This window comes from Steroidobacter sp. (assembly GCF_016790065.1).
In the GTDB taxonomy this organism is placed as follows: domain Bacteria; phylum Pseudomonadota; class Gammaproteobacteria; order Steroidobacterales; family Steroidobacteraceae; genus Steroidobacter.
This window is the reverse complement of sequence record NZ_JAEUPY010000618.1, coordinates 1-21,282: the sequence shown is the minus strand read 5'-3', so window position 1 is coordinate 21,282 and position 21,282 is coordinate 1. Positions and strand designations below refer to the sequence as shown.

At 62.3% G+C, this 21,282-nt stretch carries 19 protein-coding genes, 1 tRNA gene and 1 pseudogene; 8 read left to right on the top strand and 13 right to left on the bottom strand.

What is annotated here, in order from left to right; genetic code table 11:
- Nucleotide 1: 1 nt before the first annotated feature.
- The 5 genes from miaA to JNL55_RS25435 form a co-directional block, all read right to left on the bottom strand.
- Complete coding sequence (gene miaA / locus JNL55_RS25455; protein WP_293860965.1) at nucleotides 2-679, bottom strand: tRNA (adenosine(37)-N6)-dimethylallyltransferase MiaA; 678 nt, start codon at nucleotides 677-679, stop codon at nucleotides 2-4.
- On the bottom strand, nucleotides 676-2,529 hold the full coding sequence (gene mutL / locus JNL55_RS25450) for a DNA mismatch repair endonuclease MutL (RefSeq protein WP_293860962.1): 1,854 nt from the start codon (nucleotides 2,527-2,529) through the stop codon (nucleotides 676-678). The genes miaA and mutL overlap by 4 nt, the downstream gene beginning before the upstream one ends.
- Nucleotides 2,530-2,635: 106 nt before the next feature.
- The gene (locus JNL55_RS25445; protein ID WP_293860959.1) at nucleotides 2,636-3,904 is read right to left on the bottom strand and encodes an N-acetylmuramoyl-L-alanine amidase; all 1,269 of its coding nucleotides are present in this window, start codon (nucleotides 3,902-3,904) and stop codon (nucleotides 2,636-2,638) included.
- Nucleotides 3,905-3,981: 77 nt separating this feature from the next.
- Nucleotides 3,982-4,500 (bottom strand): tRNA (adenosine(37)-N6)-threonylcarbamoyltransferase complex ATPase subunit type 1 TsaE, encoded by a 519-nt coding sequence (gene tsaE / locus JNL55_RS25440; protein ID WP_293860956.1) that lies wholly within the window; start codon nucleotides 4,498-4,500, stop codon nucleotides 3,982-3,984.
- Nucleotides 4,473-5,963 (bottom strand): NAD(P)H-hydrate dehydratase, encoded by a 1,491-nt coding sequence (locus JNL55_RS25435; protein ID WP_293860953.1) that lies wholly within the window; start codon nucleotides 5,961-5,963, stop codon nucleotides 4,473-4,475. The genes tsaE and JNL55_RS25435 overlap by 28 nt, the downstream gene beginning before the upstream one ends.
- A gap of 48 nt (nucleotides 5,964-6,011) precedes the next feature.
- On the opposite strand from JNL55_RS25435, the gene queG reads away from it, so the two are divergent.
- Nucleotides 6,012-7,076 (top strand): tRNA epoxyqueuosine(34) reductase QueG, encoded by a 1,065-nt coding sequence (gene queG, locus JNL55_RS25430; RefSeq protein WP_293860950.1) that lies wholly within the window; start codon nucleotides 6,012-6,014, stop codon nucleotides 7,074-7,076.
- Nucleotides 7,077-7,082: 6 nt separating this feature from the next.
- On the opposite strand, the gene panC is transcribed toward queG, so the two are convergent.
- The 5 genes from panC to pcnB form a co-directional block, all read right to left on the bottom strand.
- Nucleotides 7,083-7,946, bottom strand: a complete 864-nt coding sequence (gene panC, locus JNL55_RS25425) for a pantoate--beta-alanine ligase (RefSeq protein WP_293860947.1) — start codon at nucleotides 7,944-7,946, stop codon at nucleotides 7,083-7,085.
- A 3-nt stretch (nucleotides 7,947-7,949) separates the two neighbouring features.
- Nucleotides 7,950-8,777, bottom strand: a complete 828-nt coding sequence (gene panB / locus JNL55_RS25420) for a 3-methyl-2-oxobutanoate hydroxymethyltransferase (protein ID WP_293860944.1) — start codon at nucleotides 8,775-8,777, stop codon at nucleotides 7,950-7,952.
- Between the two features lie 87 nt (nucleotides 8,778-8,864).
- A complete protein-coding gene (locus JNL55_RS25415) occupies nucleotides 8,865-9,530 on the bottom strand; it encodes a deoxynucleoside kinase (protein ID WP_293860941.1) in 666 nt (221 codons plus the stop codon).
- Between the two features lie 17 nt (nucleotides 9,531-9,547).
- Nucleotides 9,548-10,081 carry a 2-amino-4-hydroxy-6-hydroxymethyldihydropteridine diphosphokinase gene (gene folK / locus JNL55_RS25410; protein WP_293860938.1) on the bottom strand — a complete coding sequence of 178 codons (534 nt, stop codon included), beginning with the start codon at nucleotides 10,079-10,081 and terminating at the stop codon, nucleotides 9,548-9,550.
- Complete coding sequence (gene pcnB / locus JNL55_RS25405; RefSeq protein WP_293860935.1) at nucleotides 10,078-11,445, bottom strand: polynucleotide adenylyltransferase PcnB; 1,368 nt, start codon at nucleotides 11,443-11,445, stop codon at nucleotides 10,078-10,080. Before pcnB ends, folK begins: the two co-directional genes overlap by 4 nt.
- Nucleotides 11,446-11,545: 100 nt before the next feature.
- Between pcnB and JNL55_RS25400 the strand changes: the two genes are divergently transcribed.
- From JNL55_RS25400 to JNL55_RS25375, 6 genes and pseudogenes are all read left to right on the top strand, one after another.
- A tRNA-Glu gene (locus JNL55_RS25400) sits at nucleotides 11,546-11,621 on the top strand.
- A gap of 196 nt (nucleotides 11,622-11,817) precedes the next feature.
- Nucleotides 11,818-12,651 (top strand): hypothetical protein, encoded by an 834-nt coding sequence (locus JNL55_RS25395; protein ID WP_293860932.1) that lies wholly within the window; start codon nucleotides 11,818-11,820, stop codon nucleotides 12,649-12,651.
- A gap of 595 nt (nucleotides 12,652-13,246) precedes the next feature.
- Nucleotides 13,247-13,912, top strand: a pseudogene (locus tag JNL55_RS25390) (ABC transporter ATP-binding protein); the annotation flags it as partial.
- 71 nt (nucleotides 13,913-13,983) lie between these two features.
- A complete protein-coding gene (locus tag JNL55_RS25385) occupies nucleotides 13,984-14,718 on the top strand; it encodes an ABC transporter permease subunit (protein WP_293860926.1) in 735 nt (244 codons plus the stop codon).
- A 1-nt stretch (nucleotide 14,719) separates the two neighbouring features.
- Complete coding sequence (locus JNL55_RS25380) at nucleotides 14,720-16,612, top strand: Gldg family protein (protein ID WP_293860923.1); 1,893 nt, start codon at nucleotides 14,720-14,722, stop codon at nucleotides 16,610-16,612.
- A 9-nt stretch (nucleotides 16,613-16,621) separates the two neighbouring features.
- The gene (locus JNL55_RS25375) at nucleotides 16,622-17,773 is read left to right on the top strand and encodes a DUF4340 domain-containing protein (RefSeq protein WP_293860920.1); all 1,152 of its coding nucleotides are present in this window, start codon (nucleotides 16,622-16,624) and stop codon (nucleotides 17,771-17,773) included.
- A gap of 294 nt (nucleotides 17,774-18,067) precedes the next feature.
- On the opposite strand, the gene JNL55_RS25370 is transcribed toward JNL55_RS25375, so the two are convergent.
- The 3 genes from JNL55_RS25370 to lptF are packed head-to-tail and all read right to left on the bottom strand — an operon-like array spanning nucleotide 18,068 to nucleotide 20,690.
- A complete protein-coding gene (locus tag JNL55_RS25370) occupies nucleotides 18,068-18,526 on the bottom strand; it encodes an RDD family protein (RefSeq protein ID WP_293860917.1) in 459 nt (152 codons plus the stop codon).
- 2 nt (nucleotides 18,527-18,528) lie between these two features.
- Nucleotides 18,529-19,596 (bottom strand): LPS export ABC transporter permease LptG, encoded by a 1,068-nt coding sequence (gene lptG / locus JNL55_RS25365; RefSeq protein WP_293860914.1) that lies wholly within the window; start codon nucleotides 19,594-19,596, stop codon nucleotides 18,529-18,531.
- Nucleotides 19,593-20,690, bottom strand: coding sequence for an LPS export ABC transporter permease LptF (lptF, locus tag JNL55_RS25360; RefSeq protein WP_293860911.1), 1,098 nt, complete (start codon nucleotides 20,688-20,690; stop codon nucleotides 19,593-19,595). The genes lptG and lptF overlap by 4 nt, the downstream gene beginning before the upstream one ends.
- Before the next feature lie 121 nt (nucleotides 20,691-20,811).
- Here lptF and JNL55_RS25355 point away from each other — a divergent pair.
- The coding region (locus tag JNL55_RS25355; RefSeq protein ID WP_293860908.1) for a M17 family peptidase N-terminal domain-containing protein at nucleotides 20,812-21,282 on the top strand (471 nt) is incomplete at its 3' end.

Genomic DNA, 21,282 nt, shown 5'->3' with positions numbered 1-21,282 from the left:
ATCATGCCTGCATCATCAGCTCGAAACGACGCACGATGGCTGCGAACAGGCGTTCGCGATCCGAGGGTGACCAGGCGAATGGCGCGAACGTCATCGTGGGATCCGCCGGTCGGGTCTGCGCATGCAGCTCGCTTAGCGTGGTACCGGTCAGCCGATGTACTTCGAGCGCCCGCTGTATTCGCTGGCCGTCGTTCGGTTGGATTCGCTGCGCAGTCAACGGATCGAACTCAGCAAGCCGCGCATGCAATGCTGGCCACCCGACTCGTGCCGCTTCGGCGTCAATTTCCTGTCGCAGCTCCGGATTGGCGCTCGGCATGTCGGCCATGCCACGCCGGAGCGCACGGAAATACAACATCGTGCCGCCCACCAACACCGGCAAGTTGCCACGGCTACGAATCGCAGCGATGGCCTGCAACGCGTCGCGCACGAACTGTCCGGCCGAATACGGTTGCGACGGTTCGAGAATATCGACCAGGTGATGCGGAAATCGTTCCAATTGTTCGCGACTGGGCTTGCCGGTGCCGATGTCCATGCCGCGATAGACCAGCGCCGAATCGACGCTGACGATCTCGATGGGATAACGCGCCGCCAGTCGCAACGCCAGATCGGTCTTGCCCGCGCCCGTCGGTCCCATGATGAGCGGCACAGGTGTCGTCTGTGTGACGGTGCCGGCGCTCATCGTCCTCGAAGAAACATGCGATCCAGATCGCCCAGGCTCACATAGGTCCAGGTGGGCCGGCCGTGATTGCACTGGTCGCTGCGCACGGTGCGTTCCATTTCACGCAGCAGCGCATTCATTTCGGGCACGGCGAGATTGCGATGCGCACGCACAGCGCCGTGACAAGCAATCGTGCCGAGCACTTCGTTGAGCGCTTCTTCGATGCCGCGCGTGCTGCCATCGGCGGCCAGGTCGGCACTGATCCGACGCAACAGCTCATCCAAATCCCTCTGCGCCAGAAACGCCGGGACTGCACGAATTTGTACCCCCGCCGGCCCGGAACGCACCACATCGAGACCCAGGCGATACAACGACGGCGCGTGCTCTTCCAACACATCCGCTTCGGCAGGCGACACTGAGATGGACATCGGCACGAGCAACGGCTGACTGGCGACCTCGCCGTTATCGAGTGCAGCTTTCATACGCTCGTAGGTCGTGCGTTCGTGCGCGGCGTGCATGTCTACCAAAATCAAACCATCGGGCGCCTGCGAAAGAATGTAAATGCCATGTAGCTGCGCGAGCGCGAACCCCAACGGCGGCGTCTCGGGTTGTGCTTCGAGTGCTGCTGCCGACATCGGCACATTACCCAGAGATTCACTCAACGACGACACGGCACCGCTCGATCGCTCGAACGCCGGTGGCGATGCATACGACGACGCGGGCTGACGAAAGTACGCCGACGGCGGCGACTCGGACACGCGCAAGCCGAGCGTTGCCTGATTCGGCCCACGCATCGGCCACATCGACGTCGACTCGGTCGGCGGGATCAGCGAGTTGGCATCGGTGGGCGGAGCAGCGGCGCTGGCGGCACCCGCATACGTTTCGCGCAGCACACGCTCGACCGTCTTGAACAAGAAGTTGTGAATATGCCGGCCATCGCGAAACCGCACTTCCAGCTTGGCCGGGTGCGCATTCACATCGACCTGGCGCGGATCGATTTCCATGAACAACACGAACGCCGGCTGGCGGCCATGAAACATCACGTCGCGATAACCGAGCCGAATGGCGCTGCTGATCAACCGATCCCGCAACATGCGGCCATTCAAATAGAAATGTTGTAGATCCGGCTGCGCGCGAGCGTAAGTGGGTTGGCACAACCAACCAGTGAGCTTGCAGCCCGACGATTCGTGCTCGACGTACAGCGCGTTGGCCATGAACTCATCGCCGACGATCTGCGCCACGCGCCGCTCGCGTTCGACCTGAGTTCTGGCTGCCGGAAAATCCACCAACGACCGACGCGAGGCCGACAGCGAGAAAGCGGTCTCGAACTTGGACAGCGCGAGTCGCTCGACCATGCGCGTGATGTGCTGCGTCTCGGTGCGCTCGGCCCGCAGGAATTTTTTCCGGGCCGGTACGTTGAAAAACAAATCGCGCACTTCCACCGTGGTGCCGATCGAATGCGGCGCCGGCTCGAGCTCGCTCAAGTGGCCATTGTCGGAGCTGACGCTATAGCCGACCGAACTGTTCGCGCTACGCGAGGTGATTTTCGTGCGCGACACCGAGGCGATACTCGGTAGCGCCTCACCACGAAAGCCAAGCGTGCCGACGCGCTCGAGATCGTCGATGCTGGAGATCTTGCTGGTGGCATGTCGCGACAGCGCCAGTGCCAACTCATCCTGGTCGATGCCGCAACCGTCGTCGCGCACGCGGCACAACTTGGCACCACCCTCTTCGATCTCGATGTCGACGCGCTTGGAGCCGGCGTCGAGACTGTTCTCGATCAATTCCTTGAGCACCGAAGCAGGCCGTTCGATCACCTCGCCAGCGGCGATCTGGTGAATCAGTTGCTCGGGAAGAACGCGGATAGGCATCAGGAGTCGGGCATGGCTGCTATGAAGCGCGGCATTATTGCGCGAAAGAGTCGCGCATCCCTAACCGACGCTTGCGAGCGTTGTCCGCCCGTCTCAGCGATGTGGCCTAGCGGGCTGAGCCCGTTGCACTTTCGCCCTCAGCGGTACTGGCCACCACGGTCGTGCCCGCCTGCTTGGCGCGCAATTCGGCGACCACCGTGCCGGGCGGCGGATTGGCGTAGAAGTACGCCCGCACGCCTTGATGGATGGCCTCGGCGAGCCGCTGCTGATGCTTGGGATCGAGCAGCCGCGCCTCTTCGGTGGGATTGGAAATGAACGCCGTCTCCACCAGCAGCGACGGAATGTCGGGCGACTTCAGCACCAGGAAGCCGGCGCTCTTGACGCCGCGATTGGTGATGTTGCCGATCTTGTAGAGCTCGTGCATGACCTTCTCGGCGGCATCGACGCTGGCGCTCATGCTGGCGCCTTGCGACAGGTCCAACAACACCGAGGCCAACACACTGTCCTTGTCGTCGAGCTTCACGCCGCCGATCAAGTCGGCCGCGTTTTCACGATCTGCCAGCCAGCGCGCCGACTCATCGCTCGCGCCGCGAGCGGACAGCACGTACACCGACGAGCCAGCCACCGACCGATTGGTGTACGAGTCGGCATGCACCGAGACGAACATATCGGCCTGCTGTCGCCGAGCACGCGCGATGCGTTCGCGATGCTCGACGAACATGTCGTTGTCGCGAGTCAAAATGGCCCGCATGCCCGGCTCGCGATCGATGCGTTCTTTCAAACGACGCGCGATGGCCAGCGTCACATGCTTTTCATAGGTGCCGCGCTTGCCGACAGAGCCCGGATCGACACCGCCATGACCAGCGTCGATCGCGACCACGACGTCGCGACCGTGCGCGTCGGCGGCAGCCTTCACAACCGACGGCTGCGATGACGATGACGATGAGGAGGGTGACTGAGCGCTCGGCGCGGCTGCGGCTGCAGCGGTGGCCTTGGTCGGCGTGAGATCCAACACCAAGCGATGGCCGTATGACTGTTGCGGCCCCACGCTGAAAGTCTTGGGCAGCGCCGGGCCGGTGAGATCGACCACCACGCGCAAATCGCCGTTGGGTTGAGCGGCAGCGCGCAGCTGCTTCACGAAGCCTTGGCCTTGCGGCAGCACTCGTTCGCTAGCGACGCTCGCGGCCGGAATGTCGACCACCACCCGATGCGGGTTTTCCAGCTTGAGCACGGTGTGATCGACCGGCCCACTCAAATCGAACACCAAGCGCGTGCCATCCGGCCCCGCCCACAGCCGGACGTCCTTGACGGTTACGGGTTTGGCAGCGTGCGCGCACAAGGCGACCACGAGCAGGCCCAGGCAGCCTGCCAGCATGGAAAAGAACGCACTTCGGCCCGAGCCTCGCATATGCCCGGTAATCTACCGCGCGGCCAGGCAAGTATTCAACGAAATTATGGAGATAGCAGACGCAATTCCGGTATCGCTGCAACGATATCCCGCAGGGCGTTAGTGCCGATGGGGGAATTCGAGGTCAGTCTGACCTCCCGACCCTCGGTGCCACGGGCGGGATAGGCAATATCGATCCACAAGTCGGCCGCCGGCAGCGCGCCCGCCGCCTTGGAGGGCCACTCGATCAACAGCACCGCCGCCTCCGCCAGCAGATCGCGAATGCCCAGCGGCTCGACCTCGTTCGGATCGACCAGCCGGTACAGGTCCAGGTGATAGACCGCGCGACTCGCCGTCTGATACGGCTCGATCAGTGTGTAAGTGGGACTGCGGACCGGCCCAGTAATTCCATAGGCGCGCATGAACCCGCCAACCAGCGTGGTCTTGCCCGCTCCGAGCTCGCCTTCCAGCGCAATGATGAATGGGCCTTCGCTCTCGTCGACGGCCGATCCGATCGCGCGACCCAGCGCTTGCATCCGCTCCGCAGAGGCGACGCTCAGAATCTCTGTGCCGGGTTCACGCACGTGGGCAGGTATCCAAATAGATCGGTAGCCAGGAGTCCGCGCTCGCCACGGCGGGCGGCCATGTCACCGGCCATCGCATGGACCAACACACCGGCGCGAGCGGCACCGGGTAGATCCGCGGTTTGAGCAGCGATGCCAGCGATCACGCCCGTGAGCACATCGCCCATGCCCGGCGAGGCCATGCCTGGATTGCCTTGGTCGCAGATGTACGGCAACGACTCGCCCGTCACCACCAGCGTCCCGGCGCCTTTCAGAACCACGGTGCATCCGAAGCGTGCAGCGATCTCGCGCGCCGCTTGCAGCCGATTGCTTTGTATCTCAGCGGTGCTGAGACCGAGCAGCCGCCCGGCTTCACCCGGGTGTGGCGTCAAAATCCAGTTCGAGTTGGAGCACGGCGCCTGCGCCAACAAGTTGAGCGCATCGGCATCGATGATGGTCGGTTTATCACTTTCCAGCGCAGTCTCGAGCAATGCGCGGCTCCAGTCGCCCTGCCCCAGACCTGGCCCGATGGCGAGCACGTCGGCGCGCTCAATCATGGCCGCGAGATCGCTTGCTCCGTCGACACCTCGGCACATCAACTCAGGACGGCTCGCAGTGATCGATGCGACGTTGTCGGGCCAAGTGGCGACCGTCACCAAGCCCGCGCCGGCGCGCAAAGCTGCCTCGCCCGCCATGCGAGCTGCGCCGGCCATTCCAATGCCGCCGCCAATAACCAGCACACTGCCCTGCTGGCCTTTATGGGTCGTGCGACGCCGGCGAGGTAACAACCGAGCGACCACATGCTCATCGATGCGCAATGCTGCTGGAGGCGCGAAATCGACCGCGCCTGCCGGTAAATCCAGATCGTCGAACAACACGATGCCAGTGTAGTTCGGCCCCTCGCCCAGATAAAAACCCAACTTCAAACCGATGAATGTCACGGTGCGCTCGGCGGCGATGGCCGCACCCCATACCGCACCGGTATCGGCATCCAGACCGCTGGGAATATCCAGCGACAGAATCGGCACGCCGCAGTCGTTGATGGCCTCGATACGCTCGATCATGGCGGCATCGAGCTGGCGCGACAGGCCGGTGCCGAAGATGGCGTCGACGATGACTTCAGCCTCGGCGATACAGCCGTCGCTCCAGCGCCGAACGACGCCGCCCGCCGCGACAAACTCATCGTGAGCGCGCAAAGCATCGCCTTTGAGCTCAGCCGGGTCGGTGAGCGACACCGCGGTGACGGCGATGCGCATGGACTGCGCCAGACGCGCCATCACATAACCGTCGCCACCGTTATTGCCGGGCCCACACAGCACAGCGATGCGCTGCTTGGAAGGCCAGCAACTGCGGAGCGCGATCACAGCCGCTTCCCCAGCCTGGGTCATCAAGGTGTAAGAAGGAATGTGCAGATCGTCGATCGCGTGACGATCGAGTGCTCGCACTTGAGCGGCGGTATGCACGGCCAACGGCAGCGGCTTCATAGGCCAAAGCCTATCAAAATCCCCCGGCCCTTCTGCCAAAATCGCTGCATGTCCGCCGCCGCCCCCAATGACTACACCGCACTCGCGGCCTCAATCCGCCAGTGGAGTCGCGAATTGGGCTTCCAGCAAGTCGGTATTGCGGGCATCGATTTGCCCGAGGACGAAGCGCGACTGCTGCAGTGGTTGGAGCAAGGTCGACACGGCGCCATGGAATATATGGAGCGCTGGGGCGCGCGGCGCGCACGTCCGCAAGAGCTGGTGCCGGGCACGTTGCGCGTGATCTCGGTTCGGATGGATTATTTACCTACTAACGCGCAGGACCCGGATGAGATTCTTGAGAACCCTGAGCTTGGCTATGTGTCGCGCTACGCACTGGGGCGCGACTATCACAAAGTACTGCGCCGTCGGCTCGCCAAGTTGGCAGAGAAGATCCAGGCGCACAGTGCCTCACTGTCCCATCGCGTATTCGTCGACAGTGGCCCGGTGCTGGAGAAGGCGTTCGCGCGCAATGCGGGTCTCGGCTGGATCGGCAAACACACCAACCTGATCAATCGGCGTGCCGGCTCGTATTTTTTCCTGGGCGAGATTCTTACTGACCTGCCGTTACCCGTCGACGCGCGCGAGACCGATCATTGCGGCACCTGTCGCGCCTGCATCGACGTGTGCCCGACGCAGGCCATCGTCGGGCCTTATGAATTGGACGCCACTCGCTGCATCTCGTATCTCACCATCGAGCTGCGCAGCTCGATTCCGGAACAGTTTCGCAAGGCCTTGGGCAACCGCATCTACGGCTGCGACGACTGTCAGCTGGTGTGCCCCTGGAACAAGTTTGCACGCGTCACCAGCGAAGCCGACTTCGTGCCCCGGCACGCGCTCGATGGCAGCAAGCTGGTCGAGCTGTTCGCGTGGACCGAACAAGAATTTCTGGCACGCACCGAAGGCAGCGCCATTCGTCGCATCGGCTATGAATGCTGGATAAGAAACATCGCAGTGGCGCTGGGCAATGCGCCGAGCAGCGAGGAAGTCACACACGCATTGGAATCGCGCCGGGAAGATCCGTCAGAGCTGGTGCGGGAACACGTCGGCTGGGCGTTGGCCCAGCATGCAACGTGATCCGGATCAGGCTCGCTGCGCGCGAACGTTGTCGATGAGTCGGGCTCGACCGATTCGCGCGGCAGTCACGACGACCAGATCCTTGGACCCGACTTCGGGCAATTGCAGTGTGTTCGCGTCGCGAACCGCGAAATAGTCGGGCCGAAAGCCAGCCTTCTGCAACGATTCGGTGCCTGCCTTTTCCAGCGCGGCGTAGTCGCTCGAGCCCGATTCGAGTGCCAAGCGAGTGCGTTGCAGTGCCGCGAATATCTGAGGCGCCACCGCCCGCTGTTCCGGCTTCAAATAACGATTGCGCGAACTCATGGCGAGACCGTCCGGCTCACGCGTGGTTTGCACGCCGACGATTTCCACCGGCATGCACAGATCGATGGCAGCGCGTCGGATGATCATCAGCTGTTGGAAATCTTTTTCGCCGAACAACGCCACGTCCGGCTGCACCAGGTTCAGCAACTTGGTCACTACCGTGGCCACGCCCATGAAATGACCAGGACGGAAGGCGCCGCACAGAATGTCTTCGAGACCCGGCACGTGCACACGCGCCGTCGTTTCCTGGCCGCGTGGATAGATGTCATCGACTTCCGGAGCAAACAACACTTCGGCATCCAACAAACTCAGCAGCTGCCGATCATCCGCGGGCGTGCGCGGATAGGCAGCGAAGTCTTCGTTCGGCCCGAACTGCAGCGGATTGACGAAGATGCTGACGATGACGTGATCGGCCAGCTCGGTGGCCCGACTGACCAGACTGCCGTGCCCCGCATGCAGATTGCCCATGGTGGGCACGAACGCGATGCGTTCACCCTTACGACGCCACTGTGCTACGCGCTCGCGCAACTCGTGGGGTCGAGCCACGACTTCTAACGATTTAGCCATGAACTAAAAGCAGTGTTCGGGACCAGGATATTCCTTCGTTTTCACGGCCTGCGTGTACGCTTTGACAGCTTCCAACGCGCTGTCGTGGCCGGCGAGGAAATTTTTCGAGAACTTGGGTTTGCGGCCCGACGTGATATCGAGCACGTCGTACAGCACTAGAATCTGACCGTCGGTGTCCGGGCCCGCGCCGATGCCGATGACCGGCACGTGCAGTTGCTCGGTGATGTGCTTGCCCAGCGCCGCGGGAATGCATTCGAGCAGCACGATGTCCGCGCCCGCTGCTTCCAGCGCCTGCGCATCTTTCAACATGCGCTCGGCCGCTTCTTCCTCACGACCCTGCACGCGAAAGCCGCCAACCTTGTGGACTGACTGCGGCTTCAAACCCAGGTGGGCGCACACCGCGATATCGTGACTGGCGAGGAATTCAACGATTTCGATCTGGCTGGCGCCGCCTTCCAGCTTGACCATCTTGGCGCCGCCGTCCTGCATGAGGCGCACAGCATTCTCCAGCGCCTGCTCGCGGGAGGCATAGGTCATGAACGGCATGTCGGCCATCAGGAACGGCCGGTACAGGCCTCGGGCCACGGCGCGGCAGTGGTAAATAATGTCGTCCAGAGTCACCGGCACCGTGGTGTCGTGGCCCTGGACCACCATGCCGAGCGAGTCGCCGACCAGCACTACATCGACGCCGGCATCGTCCACCAGGGTCGCGAAACTGGCGTCATAAGCGGTGATACAGGCGATTTTTTCGCCTTCCGCGCGCATCTTGACCAGAGTGCCGACATTGACCGGCGGGCGCGGCGCGTAACGCTCTTGAAGGTGCTTGTACATGGCGGTGAGCTACGGCGGGGCGGGAAGAATGCCCAGGGCGGCCGCGACAGTCAAACTCCGGTCACAGGCCCCGGCCCCCGGGTCAGGCTAGATCGCGCTCTTCAAAGGGTTGTAGTAATGCCGGCCGCGCCGGGTCCGAATGACCTGCTCCAGCAAATGCCCGTAGTCTTGCTCGTTGTTGACGAAATCTGCCTGGGCAGCATTCACGATCAACAACGGCGAGGCGTCGTAAGCGTGGAAAAATCTCGCGTAGGTTTCCTGTAAGCGCTCGAGATAGTTTTTCTCGATGTTCTGCTCGTACTTGATACCGCGCCGCTCGATGCGCTCACGCAGGATGTCGACCGGTGCTTGCAGATAGATCACCAGATCCGGAATCGGCGCATCGACGGCCAGGCGCGCGTACACCTGATCGTAGAGCGCGAACTCCTCTTCATCCAACGTCAGCTGCGCGAACAGCTTGTCCTTGTCGAGCAAATAGTCGGCCACGCGCACGGTATCGAACAAGTCGTGCTGGCGAATGTCCTCCAGCTGGCGCGTGCGCTGGAACAGGAAGAACAATTGGGTCTGTAGCGCCGCCGCTCGCGGGTTCTTGTAAAAGCGCTCGAGGAACGGATTCTCGTCCGCCTGCTCGAGGATCAGCTCGCTGCCGAAGCTGCGCGCCAACCGCCGGGCGAGACTGGTCTTGCCGACGCCGATCGGGCCTTCGACCACGATCAGGCGATGCGGCGCTGGAATGAGAGACTTCTCGGTCATGTCCACCGCTGAATTGTTCATTGGCCGCCAGGAGCGCCGGTCAGGAGCGCCAAACCGGTGCCGCCGACGCGTGCCGCAAGCTGACTGACGCGCCCGTGACCGGGAACGAGCAGCTCGGGGGCGATATCGCGCAAAGGATACAGGACGAAGTTGCGCTCAGGCAGACCAGGATGCGGCACCGTGAGGTCGCTTTCCGAAATCTGCGTGTCGGCATGCATGAGCAGGTCGAGATCGATCAGGCGCGGGCCCCAACGTACGACCGGCTGCGCGCGACCGAGCTCGCCTTCCAACCGCTTCAGCTCGACCAAAAGTTCGCGCGCCGTAAGCGTCGTGAGCAGGCCCGCGGCCGCATTGATGAATTCAGGTTGATCCTGCGGACCCAACGGCTGCGTCTTGTAAAGTCGCGACCGCGCCAGCAGACGACACTGCGGCAAGCTGTCCAGCGCGGCGAACGCGCGCTCCAGTTGTATCGCCGGCCGATCGAGATTACTGCCGAGTGCTACATAAGCGGGGAACCACAGGCTCCCCGCTGTGGAAGCGCCGGCGCTCAAGCGGCTGGTGGACGGCGGCGACGCCGACGGCGACGACGCTTGGGCCCACCCGCGGCCGACTCACCCTGACCGCCTTGCTCGACCTCCGCGGTGCGCTGTTCGACAGACATGGTTTGAATGTCGGTCCACCATTGCGCCAGCTCTTGATCGACTTCACCGGCCGCCGCGCGCAACAGTAAGAAGTCATACGCTGCACGGAAGCGCGGATGATCTAGTAAGCGCAGTGCCTTGCGGCCTTCGCGGTATTCGAAGCGCGGTTGCAAGCCAACGATCTCTCGCAGCGGCAACGTGAATCGCTTCGGCACGGCGACGCGCGATTGTTGACGCGCGGTCACCTGATCGCAGGCAGCGAGCAGCGCTGCAATGTCGGCGCCCTGCTCCGGCTGGAGTTTCTCGAACGCGCGCTGAATCGACGGCCACATCAGCACCGCGAACAGGAACGTCGGCGTCACTGACTTGTCGGCACGCACGCGCTCGTCCGTTCCTTCCAAGCCGAGTCGCAACACTCGCGCCGCCACGCTGTTTCGATCCGCGTTCATTGCGGCCGCGAGGTCTGGGAACAGATGTTCGAGCAAGCCGAGTTCCCACAGCAGCTCGAACGAGCGGATCGCGTAGCCGGCAAGGAACATCTTGTTCACTTCGTCGAACAACCGCGCCGGCGGCACGCCATCCAACATCCACGCGAGTTTCGGAATCGGCGTCGCGGTGTCGATATGAATACCGAAGTCGAGCTTGGCCGCGAACCGCACGGCACGCAGCATGCGCACCGGATCTTCACGGTAACGAGTCTCGGGATCCCCGATCAGTCGCAGGACGCGCGCTTGCGCATCGTCGTAGCCACCGACGTAATCCCAGATCGAGAAGTCGCTGATGTTGTAGTAGAGCGCGTTGGCCGTGAAATCTCTGCGCCACACATCCTCTTCGATGGTGCCGTAGAGGTTGTCGCGCAGAATTCGCCCGCGGTCATCGAGCACGCGATGTCCGGCCTCATCGACGCTGTTGTCCTCGTCAATGGTCGTATGCGCGGCGCGGAAGGTCGCGACCTCGATGATCTCGTAGCCGAAGCGCACGTGCGCAAGGTGGAAGCGCCGGCCGATCAAGCGGCAATTGCGGAACAGCTGCTTTACCTGATCCGGATGCGCGTTGGTCGCGACGTCGAAATCCTTCGGATGCAGGCCGAGCAGCAGATCGCGCACCGCCCCGCCGACCAGGAATGCCTGATAGCCCGCCTCCTTGAGGCGGTACAGGACCTTCAACGCATTCGGAGAAATGTTGGCGCGAGAGATCGGGTGCTGTTCGCGCGCCACCACGCGCGGGGAGCTCGCTTCGTCGATGATCTCGGCAGGCGTGTTGTTATCGTTCAATAGCAGCGGACCGTCCGTCTAAAGCTTAAAAACTTGAGCCGCAAAAAACGGCCCGTATAATACCGCGTCTCATCGGCACGTCGTGCCAGCCTTCTATCACGCTCCCATCGTCTAGAGGCCTAGGACGGGGCCCTCTCAAGGCCTAAACCGGGGTTCGAATCCCCGTGGGAGCGCCATTTCTGAGGCCCGGCAAGGGCCTGACCCCCGGCCCGCTGCACGCAGCAGGCCATTGATTTGTCGCCAATTCGCGGCAAATCCGCCGACTCTCCCGGCCAATCGGTAGCAGCGCACAGAAACGCGTCGTGGCGGCGGCCTTTCGATCCGTTCCCGCAAGCACCTTGTGCATAATGCGCGCACTCAATCGGAGAGGTCATGACGCCCGCGGATCGCCGCATCACCGAGCTGATCGATAAGTGGCTCACCAGCATCGACCTGCATTTGCAGTACGTCGAGCTGAGCGATGCCGCTTATGCGCGCGCTCAGCCCTGGCAGAAGCACGATCGGCCGACCCGCTGGGTGCTGGAAGTGGCTCGCCAGAAGGTGCTGGAACTGAAACAGCACTGCGAGACGCGCCAGGCCATGGGCGATAGCAAATTCTCCGAGTCGCTGGAGCTGATGGCATTCCTGGCCAATCTGGTCGGTATTCAGCACATCCAGCGCTTCATTCCGCTGGCCGATCCGGCCAAGGCGGATACCGGCAAAGCCGAGACAGCCAGAGTAGACAACACCGCCAGCACCAGCCAGACGGTGGAAGCCCCCACCGTGATTCGAGCGCCGCCTAACAAGCGATCCCGCGCGCCGGCCGAGGAGCCGACCCGCGAGATGCCGCAGCTCAAGGCGGTGAAGGTCAAAGACGAATTCCCTCTGATCGAGCCGGATCTTGCAGACGTAGCGACCGTGGAAACGCCAGCGGCCGTGCCCGCGCGGCAGATCCCCTCCTCGCGCCCCGCACCGAAGATCAATCCTGCGGCGGTATCCGCCAAAGCAGCCCGTCCGGCGCCTGCGCCAGAGCCGGCCAAGTCCGCGGCACCGTTGGATTTGAAGGGAAAGATCATTGCCGACGCCGTGCGCCTGCTGAAATGGGGGAAGCCCTGGCATGAGCTGGCGGAATTGATTGCCCGGATCGCCGAGCGGCCGGAAGCGACCGAAATCCGCAAGGTGCTGCGGACCCATAAGGTCGAAATCGAGAAGGCCGCGCAAAGCTAGCCCGAACCCCGTGCCCATCCCGCTGCAAAGTCGGGACAAAAAAAGAGGCCGGATACTATAAAGTGATCCGGCCAACAGGGGGATTCGCTTCAGCTGCGCCATTGTCCTGGGCCCAGCCTACAAATTCGTTGCAGCCTAAATGCGCTTTGGAGTCATGACCGGCGCTTTGCGCTGGATCATTTATCGCACTTATTTTGCGATGCCAAAGATAACTCGATTTGCACTGCGACACAAGCTTTGCAGTGCAAAAATTTCCAAATCGGCGCGCTAACCCCAGGAATTTCCTGCACGACCCGGTCGACCGGGCCGTCGCGACCACATTCATTAAGAGATCGTCATGGCCGGCGCTGCGCTTGCGACTTGAAAATGCCGGCGGTCCCAGAAAAAATCGCGCCCCTCTTGGGGTCCTGACCGGTGTCCATAACCACCAAACCAGGCGCGCTGGTCGGAACCCACGAGACTTTGCGCAGTCAGAAGGGCGCAGTCCCCGAGCACGGACGACTTCAAGGGACGATTTTTTTAGCAGGCCGATTGTCGAGCATGGACCATCCGACCTCTCTGACGACCACTGGAACACTCTGAACAGGGCCCTCGCATGATTGAGATCAGAAACCTGTCGAAGCGCTACGGCGCGCTGACCGCCGTCAACGACATTTCCTTCACTGTCACCCCGGGCCAGGTGCTCGGCTTCCTCGGCCCGAATGGCGCCGGCAAGTCGACCACCATGAAAATGATCACGGGCTTCCTCACGCCGACCGCAGGCAGCATCAAAGTGTGCGGGCACGACGTCGAGAACGACCCGCTCGCGGCCAAGGCCGTGATGGGCTACTTGCCTGAAGGCGCGCCCAGCTACGGCGAAATGACGGTGCGCGGCTTCCTGCAATTCATCGCCGATGTGCGCGGCCTGACCGGCGACCGCCGTCGGACCCGCATCGACGACGTGGTCAACCGTCTGCAACTCGGCAGCGTGCTGGAGCAGATGATCGAAACCCTGTCGAAAGGCTTCAAGCGCCGCGTCGGTCTGGCGCAAGCGCTGTTGCACGACCCGCAAGTGCTGATCCTCGACGAACCCACCGACGGCCTGGACCCGAATCAAAAGCACCAGGTGCGCGCGCTCATCAACGACATGGCCAAGGACAAGATCATCGTGATCTCCACCCATATTCTGGAAGAGGTGGATGCGGTCTGTAATCGCGCCATCATCATCGCCGGCGGCAAATTGCTGGCCGACGCCACGCCCAAGGAACTGGCAGCGCGCGCCCCGAGCGGCCGGCTCGACGACGTGTTCCGGCAAATCACCACCGGACAGAAAAGCGCAGCGTGAGGTGAACCATGCATAACATCAAAACCATTTTCCGCCGCGAGTTCGGCAGTTACTTTGCGACACCGCTAGCGCTGGTGTTCATCGTGTTCTTCCTGGTGCTGGCCGCGGCCTTCGCGTTCCAGTTCGGCAATTTCTACGACCGCGGTCAAGCCGACCTCGCGCCGTTCTTCAGCTATCACCCGTGGCTGTATCTGTTCCTGATCCCAGCGATCTCGATGCGGCTGTGGGCCGAGGAACGCAAGTCCGGCAGCATCGAATTGTTGATGACCTTGCCCATCACTACCTGGCAAGCGGTCATCGGCAAATTCCTCGCGGCTTGGGCGTTCGCCGGTGTCGCGCTGGCGCTGACCTTCCCAATGTGGATCACCGTGAACTATCTCGGCGATCCGGACAACGGCGCCATCCTCGCCGGTTACATCGGCAGCTTGCTCATGGCCGGCGGCTTCCTCGCCATCGGCGCGTGCTTGTCGGCAGCGACTCGCAATCAAGTGATCGCTTTCATTTTCACCGTGGGCCTGTGCTTCGCATTCCTGCTGTCGGGCTTCCCGGTGGTGTTGGCGTTGTTCGAAGGTTGGGCGCCGCAGGCGGTGGTGGATGCAATTGCTTCGCTGTCGTTCCTGACCCATTTCCAGTCGATCTCCAAAGGCGTGATCGATCTGCGCGACTTGTTGTATTTCGCGACCGTGATCGGCGTCTGGCTGGCAGCCAACACGATCGTGCTCGACATGAAGAAGGCCGACTAACATGACCACAGCTACACGCAAGACCTATGGCGCGACCGCGCTCGTGGCGCTAGCCCTCCTGTTCATCGGCGTCACCATCCTGATCACGTTCGTGCTGCGCGGGGCGCGTCTCGACTTGACCGAGAGCAAGCTCTACTCGCTGGCACCCGGCACCGAACGCATCGTCAGCTCGCTGGCCGAGCCGGTGAATCTTTATTTCTTCTTCTCTCAAGACGAGAGCAAGCAATCGCCGCAGCTGCGTGCCTACGCTCAGCGCGTGCGCGAACTGCTGGAAGAAATGTCACAACACTCCAAGGGCAAGCTGCGCTTGAGCGTGGTCGATCCGAAGCCGTTCTCCGAGGACGAAGATCGCGCCACCGAGTTCGGCCTGACGCCGGTGCCGCTGACTCAAGGCGGCGAGCCGGTGTACTTCGGCTTGGCCGGCACCAATTCCACCGACGGTCGCGAAACCATCGGCTTGTTCCAGCCGGACAAGGAAGAGTTTCTGGAATACGACGTCGCGAGCCTGGTGTATCGACTGAGCAAGGCCAAGCGCGCCGTGGTCGGCTTGATCTCGGGCCTGCCGGTGGATGCGCAGTTCGATCAGATGAGCGGCCAGATGAATCCGGGCTGGGCCAGCATTGCCCAGTTACGCGAAGTGCTCGACGTGCGCACCTTGCAGGCCGATGGCAATGAGATTCCCGCCGAGGTCGGCGTGCTGATGGTCGTGCATCCGAAGGACTTCAACCCGCAGGTGCAATACGCCATCGATCAATTCGTGTTGCGCGGTGGCAAGCTGATCAGCTTCATCGATCCGCAGTCGGAGAATGACAACGCCGGCGCGCAGATGGGCATGCCGCCGATGGGTGGCCGTTCGTCGACGCTCGGCCCACTGCTGGATGCGTGGGGTGTGCAGTTCGATCCCAATCAAATCGTCGGCGATCGCGAGTTGGGCCTGACCGTGTCGTTGCGCCAGGGCCAGCCGCCCTCGCAACACATCGCCATCATCGGCTTCAACCGCGCCAGCATGAATCCCAAGGACGTGACGGTGTCGACGCTCGACACCATCAACGTAATGACCGCCGGCGCGCTGTCCAAGAAAGAAGGCGCGACCATCGAGTTCGAACCGTTGATCCAAACGAGCACCAACGCCGGCTTGTTGCCGGCCGCGAAATTGATGTTCATGCAGAACAGCGATGCGCTGCTCGATGACTTCAAGGCCACCGGCGAGCGCTACACCATCGCAGCGCGCATTCATGGCAAGTTGAAGTCAGCGTTCCCGAACGGCAAGCCCGGCGCCGAAGGTGCAGCCGGTGCGCATCTCACCGAATCGAAGGAAGATGCCAACATCATCATCGTCGCCGATACCGACATCCTCGCCGACCCGTTGTGGGTACGGACTCAGAACGTGTTCGGTCAACGCTTCGCGGTCGCCTGGGCCAACAACGGCGACTTCCTCGGCAACTCGGTGGACAACCTGGCCGGCAGCTCCGATCTGATCAGCGTGCGCGGTCGCCAGAGTTTCTTCCGTCCCTTCACCAAGGTCGATCAACTGCGTCGCCAGGCTGGCGATCAGTTGCGTTCTCAGGAAAAGGAACTGGATAAAGAACTCAAGGAAACCGAGCAGAAACTCGCCGCCCTCGAAGGCGGTCGTAGCGGCGCACAGTCGTCGTTGTCGCTGTCGCCCGAGCAGGAAGCCGAACTCGAGCGCTTCCAACACGAGCGCGTCAAGATTCGTAAGGAATTGCGCGAAACCCGCCGCAGCCTCGATCAGGAGATCGAAGATCTGGGTTGGTGGTTGAAGCTCCTCAACGTCGCTGCCGTGCCGTTCCTGCTGGCGCTCGGTGCGATCTTCCTTGAAATCACCCGTCGTCGCCGGCTCCGTGCCGGCCGCGCCGCGGCTCATACAGGTTGAGGTGAGCGCATGACTTCGCGAAGACTTTCCATCCTGGCATTGGTTGCAGTGCTGGCCGTGGTGGCGGGCATCTGGCTGGCTGGCCGGCAGGCGACTTCGTCGTCCGCCGAGTCGGCGGTGCTTTATCCCGATCTGAAAAAAGAGCTGGATGCCGTTACTGCCATCCGCATCGTCAAAGCCGGCGGCACGCCGGCCGTTGAATTGAAGCGCGGTGAGAACGGCTGGACCGTCGCCGAGCGGGGCAACTTCCCCGCCGACGATGCCAAGCTGCGCAAGCTGATCGGCAACCTGGCCGACGCCAAACTGCTCGAAGAAAAAACCTCGAATCCCAAGAGCTACGCCGCACTCGGCGTCGAGGACATCAGCAACAGCGCCGCCGGCGGCGTGCAACTCGAACTCGACGGCCTGAAACAGCCGGTGAAACTCATCATCGGCAAGCAAGCGTCGGGTGCGCAGTCACAGTACGTGCGCCGTGCCGACGAGCCGAAGAGCTGGCTGGTGAACAAGAGCATCGATACTTCTTCGTCGGCCGACCAGTGGCTGCGCAAGAGCATCGTCGATGTTTCTGCTGACCGTGTGCAATCGGCTGAGGTTGCAGTCGGCACTGCCAAGCCTTACTCGATCGTGAAGAAGACCCGTGCCGATGCGGACTTCACGGTTGAAGGCTTGCCCAAGGGCAAAGCCCTCAGCTCGCCGTCGGCTGCTGACAGCTTCGCTACTGCGCTTGCAGGTTTGACTTTGACTGACGTGAAGCCCGCCAGCGAAGTCACCGACGCACCCAGCGCGCGTGCCACGGTGAAGACGTTCGATGGTTTGGTGACTGAAGCGTCGGGTTGGAAGAAAGACGATAAGCACTACATCGCGTTGAAGACGTCTTACGACGCTGCGCTCGCCGAGAAATTCAAAGTCGCGACTGCTGATGCGGAGAAGAAAGACGGCGCCGATGGCGATGCCGCCAAGGCTGCCACCGACACTGCGAAGAAAGACGTTGCAGGTAGTGAAGGCGCGCCGATCGTCGTCGCCCCTGCGAAACCCGCGACCATCAACGCCGAAGAAGAAGCCAGCAAGTCGAACAGCCAACTCAATGGCTGGGTATACGAGATCCCTGCGTACAAGTACGACACGATCTTCAAACCGGTCGACGAGCTGATCAAAAAGTAACACGCAGCGCATCGGAGCTCGCACGTGCGGCTAACGCCGCCGTGCCGCTCCGACGCTTTTCTAGCGCCGTTACCACCGTCATCTAGGCGGCGGTCAGGGCGGGGTAGCTCCTCCAGGCAGCGTCGAAAAAGAGGGACCTTTTCGTCGCAGTGCGCCCAGGGATGGGACCCAACGCGACGCGCGACAGCGCGGCTGCGGGGGGGCACGGTGCCAGGAGGAGCTACCCCGCCCTGGCCGACGCCAACCACCGACGCCTCCGACTCCGCTCCGAGCCTCCGACTCCGCGCGAAGCCCTCAGCGATCCTTAGGCAGCACGACAACGCGAGTCCGAGTCCAACGATCCGGCCAAGCGAGCCGATCGCGATCGATCCAAATCCAGAAGTACCCAGCGAACACCAACGTCAGCGACACAGTCGCAGCGCCGAGGCGTTTAAAAACATCGGCCCAACTGAGCAACCCACCGTCTTCGCGCTCCAACTTGAGTCGCCACGCAGCCATGCCGAGCGTCTGACCGCGCCGGGTCCAAAACAACCCGAAGAACAAAATCACAATCGCCAACAACAGCACTTGGTATGCGTACTCCCAAGCACCGTAACGCTCGCTCGAGATCGCCTCGCCGCCGGTGAGCGGCAAGAACGCTGAAGTGACCACCATCATCAGAGCAATAATCAGCAGCAGGTCGTAAAACATCGCGCCCAGGCGGCGCAAAACACCGGCGCTGGGCAAGCGCGCGGTCGAGGCAAGGTCGGTCATGGTTATCGAACGCGTGAAATAGCGAAGGTAGTTATGATCGCCAACAAGCCGGTAGGCAGCCAAGCGATCAACAGCGGCGACATGTTGAACACGGCCCCGCCGCTCTCCAACATCTTCGCCATCAAGAAGAACACCACGCCGATCATGATACCGACCACGGTGCGCGCACCGGTGCCGGTGGACCGCATCGGTCCGAAAGCAAACGGCACTGCCAGCAACACGATGATCGCCACCGCAACCGTGCGGGCGATACGAGCCCAGAACGCCACTTCATAAGTGCGTGAGTCGAGCCCGTTGTCTCGCAGATGTTGAATGTAGCTATACAAGCCCCGCCCCGGCAGCGAATCCGCATCCAACACCGCCAACCCCAGGAACTCCGGCGACAACCGCGTCTGCAGCTCCGTGGTCGCTTGTTTGCTCGCTACGACGCGCTCGTCGGAGAGCTGCGACTCGACGTAGTTCTCCAGCTTCCAACGATTGTTCTCGTCGATGTTGGCACTCTGCGCCCGCCCGACCCCACGCAGCCGACGCTGGGCGTCGAACTTGAACACGTAGACGCCGCCATAACGATTGTCCGCCGACTGCTGGCGCACCGAAATCATCATGTCGCCGTCTTTGGCCCAGGCGCTCTTGTTGCCCGCCATGCTGTAGTCATTGAACTTGGCGAAGGTTTTCAGTTGCCGGCCGTACTGTTCCATCGGCGGCGCGATCACTTCACCGATCAGGCCAGTGAGCACCATCAAAATCAGGCCCGCACCCGCCGTCCACATGGCGATGCGCATCGTCGACACGCCCGCGGCACGCACCACCACCAACTCCAACGTGCGCGCCAGATTGCCCAACGCCAACAGCGCACCGATGAGCGCCGCGATGGGCAGCAGATCGAACGCGTACTTGGGCAGACTCAAGCCGACGACCATGAAGGCGTCCTCGACCGAGAACGTACCGACGCCGATGTCGTCCTGCTGAGTGATGAATAGATACAAGCCGCTCAGCGCCAGCAGCACGAGCATCACCAGCGCGGTGTTGCCAAGCACCGCCTTGATCACATAGCGCGACAGCAGCGTCATGCCGGCACCGCCACGGTTCGTACCTTGGCCAACAACGGCGACTCACGCGCCAGCAGCCACAGTCCGAGTGCAATCGCGATCAGATGCACCCACCACAAGCCCACCCACTCGGGCACCTTGCCGCCTTCGAGCCAAGTGCGGGCAGCATCGAGCAGCAGCGAGTAGATGAAATAAAACAGGATGGCGATACCGATCCTGCCGAACCGACCTTGGCGGGGCCGCACGCGAGCCAGCGGCACCGCGACCAGCATCAGAATCAAAGCCATCAACGGTGTAGAGATGCGTCGCTGCAGCTCGGCGCGATCGCCCAAATCGCTCGACTCCAACAAATCGCGGGTCGGCTTCATAGCCGCCTTGCCGGCGCGCCCGCCGATTTCACCCAGACGAATCGGATAACCGCCCTCGGCGAACTGTGTGATTTGCCAGTCGCCTTTGCCAGGCACGCCCTTGTAATGCTCGCCGTCGTACAGGATGAACATTTGATCGGCCTGGCCGGCGCCCCGCTGCTCGGCTCGCGTCGCCACCCAGATTTCCAGCTCGCCGTTGCTTTCCGCATCCTGGGTGCGATCCACGAACACATTCACGTTGTGCAGGATGCCGTTGTCGTCGACTCGTTCGGCATAGAACACCACGTTGCCGCCGCCGAAGGTCCGGAACCGGCCCGGTTCGAGCAGCCCGAATTGGGCATCTTGCAACGCTTGCACGCGAATTTGCTGGGCCCGCGCCGAAGCTTGCGGAATGGCCCAGAACGACAGCCACAACAACAATGCAGTGATGACCACACCGAGATAGGCAATCGGCCGGTACAGGCCCGACGGCCCGACGCCGCAGGACTGGATCGCCGCCATTTCGCTTTCGTGATACAGCCGGCCGAGGGTCAGCATGATGGCCAGGAAAAAACCGATGGGCACGACCACGGTCAGATAACCGGCCGAGGTGAGGCCGATCAGCTGTAACACCACGGCGCGGGGGAAATCGTTGGCGGCGGCCTGGGACAGCACGCGCGCCAGCTGATTCGATAGCAGGATGACCAGCAATACGCCGGTGACCGCCAGCCAGGTTTCCGCAACCTCCCGCAGGAGGTATCGATCCAAGGTTCGCAATGCTCGTTCCGCAGTCTGTTTCCCGCAGCGGGAGGTCGGTTTCCGCGGCGGCCCGCCGCACGGCAATGGAGTAGACTAGCGTTTTTTTGGCGACCTTGTGCGAGGAAGGTTCATGGAATTTTTTGTCAGTACTGCCTCACCCTCCCGGCAGCGCACCGATTGCGCGATCGTCGGCGTCTACGACAAGGGCGTGCTGTCCGCGGCCGCTGAAGATCTCGATGCCCGCATCGGCGGTCGCATCGCCAAGCTGGTCAAGCGGGGCGACCTGCGTGGCAAGACCGGCGATGCGGTGTTGTTGGCCGATCTGAGCGGCGCGCCGGTCGAACGAGTGTTGGTACTCGGCCTCGGCAATCGCAGCGCCTTCAAGCGCAAGCAATATCGCAAGGCGCTGGCCAGCGCGCTCACCGCCCTGTCCAAGACCGGCGCGAAAGACGCCGTCAGCTATCTCGGTCTCGATGCACTCGCCGATGCCGACGCGTACACGCAGGGCCGTGTCGTGGTCGAAGCCGTCGCCGCCTCACAGTACCGGATTCCCGACCATAAGACGTCCAATAAGCGCCCCAAGCCCACCTTGACCAAGTTC

Bases quoted from the DNA above. Each gene is read 5' to 3' on its own strand.
- miaA (WP_293860965.1), bottom strand. From the start codon at position 679: ATGAGCGCCGGCACCGTCACACAGACGACACCTGTGCCGCTCATCATG.
- mutL (WP_293860962.1), bottom strand. From the start codon at position 2,529: ATGCCTATCCGCGTTCTTCCCGAGCAACTGATTCACCAGATCGCCGCT.
- JNL55_RS25445 (WP_293860959.1), bottom strand. From the start codon at position 3,904: ATGCTGGCAGGCTGCCTGGGCCTGCTCGTGGTCGCCTTGTGCGCGCAC.
- JNL55_RS25435 (WP_293860953.1), bottom strand. From the start codon at position 5,963: ATGAAGCCGCTGCCGTTGGCCGTGCATACCGCCGCTCAAGTGCGAGCA.
- queG (WP_293860950.1), top strand. From the start codon at position 6,012: ATGTCCGCCGCCGCCCCCAATGACTACACCGCACTCGCGGCCTCAATC.
- panC (WP_293860947.1), bottom strand. From the start codon at position 7,946: ATGGCTAAATCGTTAGAAGTCGTGGCTCGACCCCACGAGTTGCGCGAG.
- panB (WP_293860944.1), bottom strand. From the start codon at position 8,777: ATGTACAAGCACCTTCAAGAGCGTTACGCGCCGCGCCCGCCGGTCAAT.
- JNL55_RS25415 (WP_293860941.1), bottom strand. From the start codon at position 9,530: ATGACCGAGAAGTCTCTCATTCCAGCGCCGCATCGCCTGATCGTGGTC.
- JNL55_RS25395 (WP_293860932.1), top strand. From the start codon at position 11,818: ATGACGCCCGCGGATCGCCGCATCACCGAGCTGATCGATAAGTGGCTC.
- JNL55_RS25385 (WP_293860926.1), top strand. From the start codon at position 13,984: ATGCATAACATCAAAACCATTTTCCGCCGCGAGTTCGGCAGTTACTTT.
- JNL55_RS25380 (WP_293860923.1), top strand. From the start codon at position 14,720: ATGACCACAGCTACACGCAAGACCTATGGCGCGACCGCGCTCGTGGCG.
- JNL55_RS25375 (WP_293860920.1), top strand. From the start codon at position 16,622: ATGACTTCGCGAAGACTTTCCATCCTGGCATTGGTTGCAGTGCTGGCC.
- JNL55_RS25370 (WP_293860917.1), bottom strand. From the start codon at position 18,526: ATGACCGACCTTGCCTCGACCGCGCGCTTGCCCAGCGCCGGTGTTTTG.
- lptG (WP_293860914.1), bottom strand. From the start codon at position 19,596: ATGACGCTGCTGTCGCGCTATGTGATCAAGGCGGTGCTTGGCAACACC.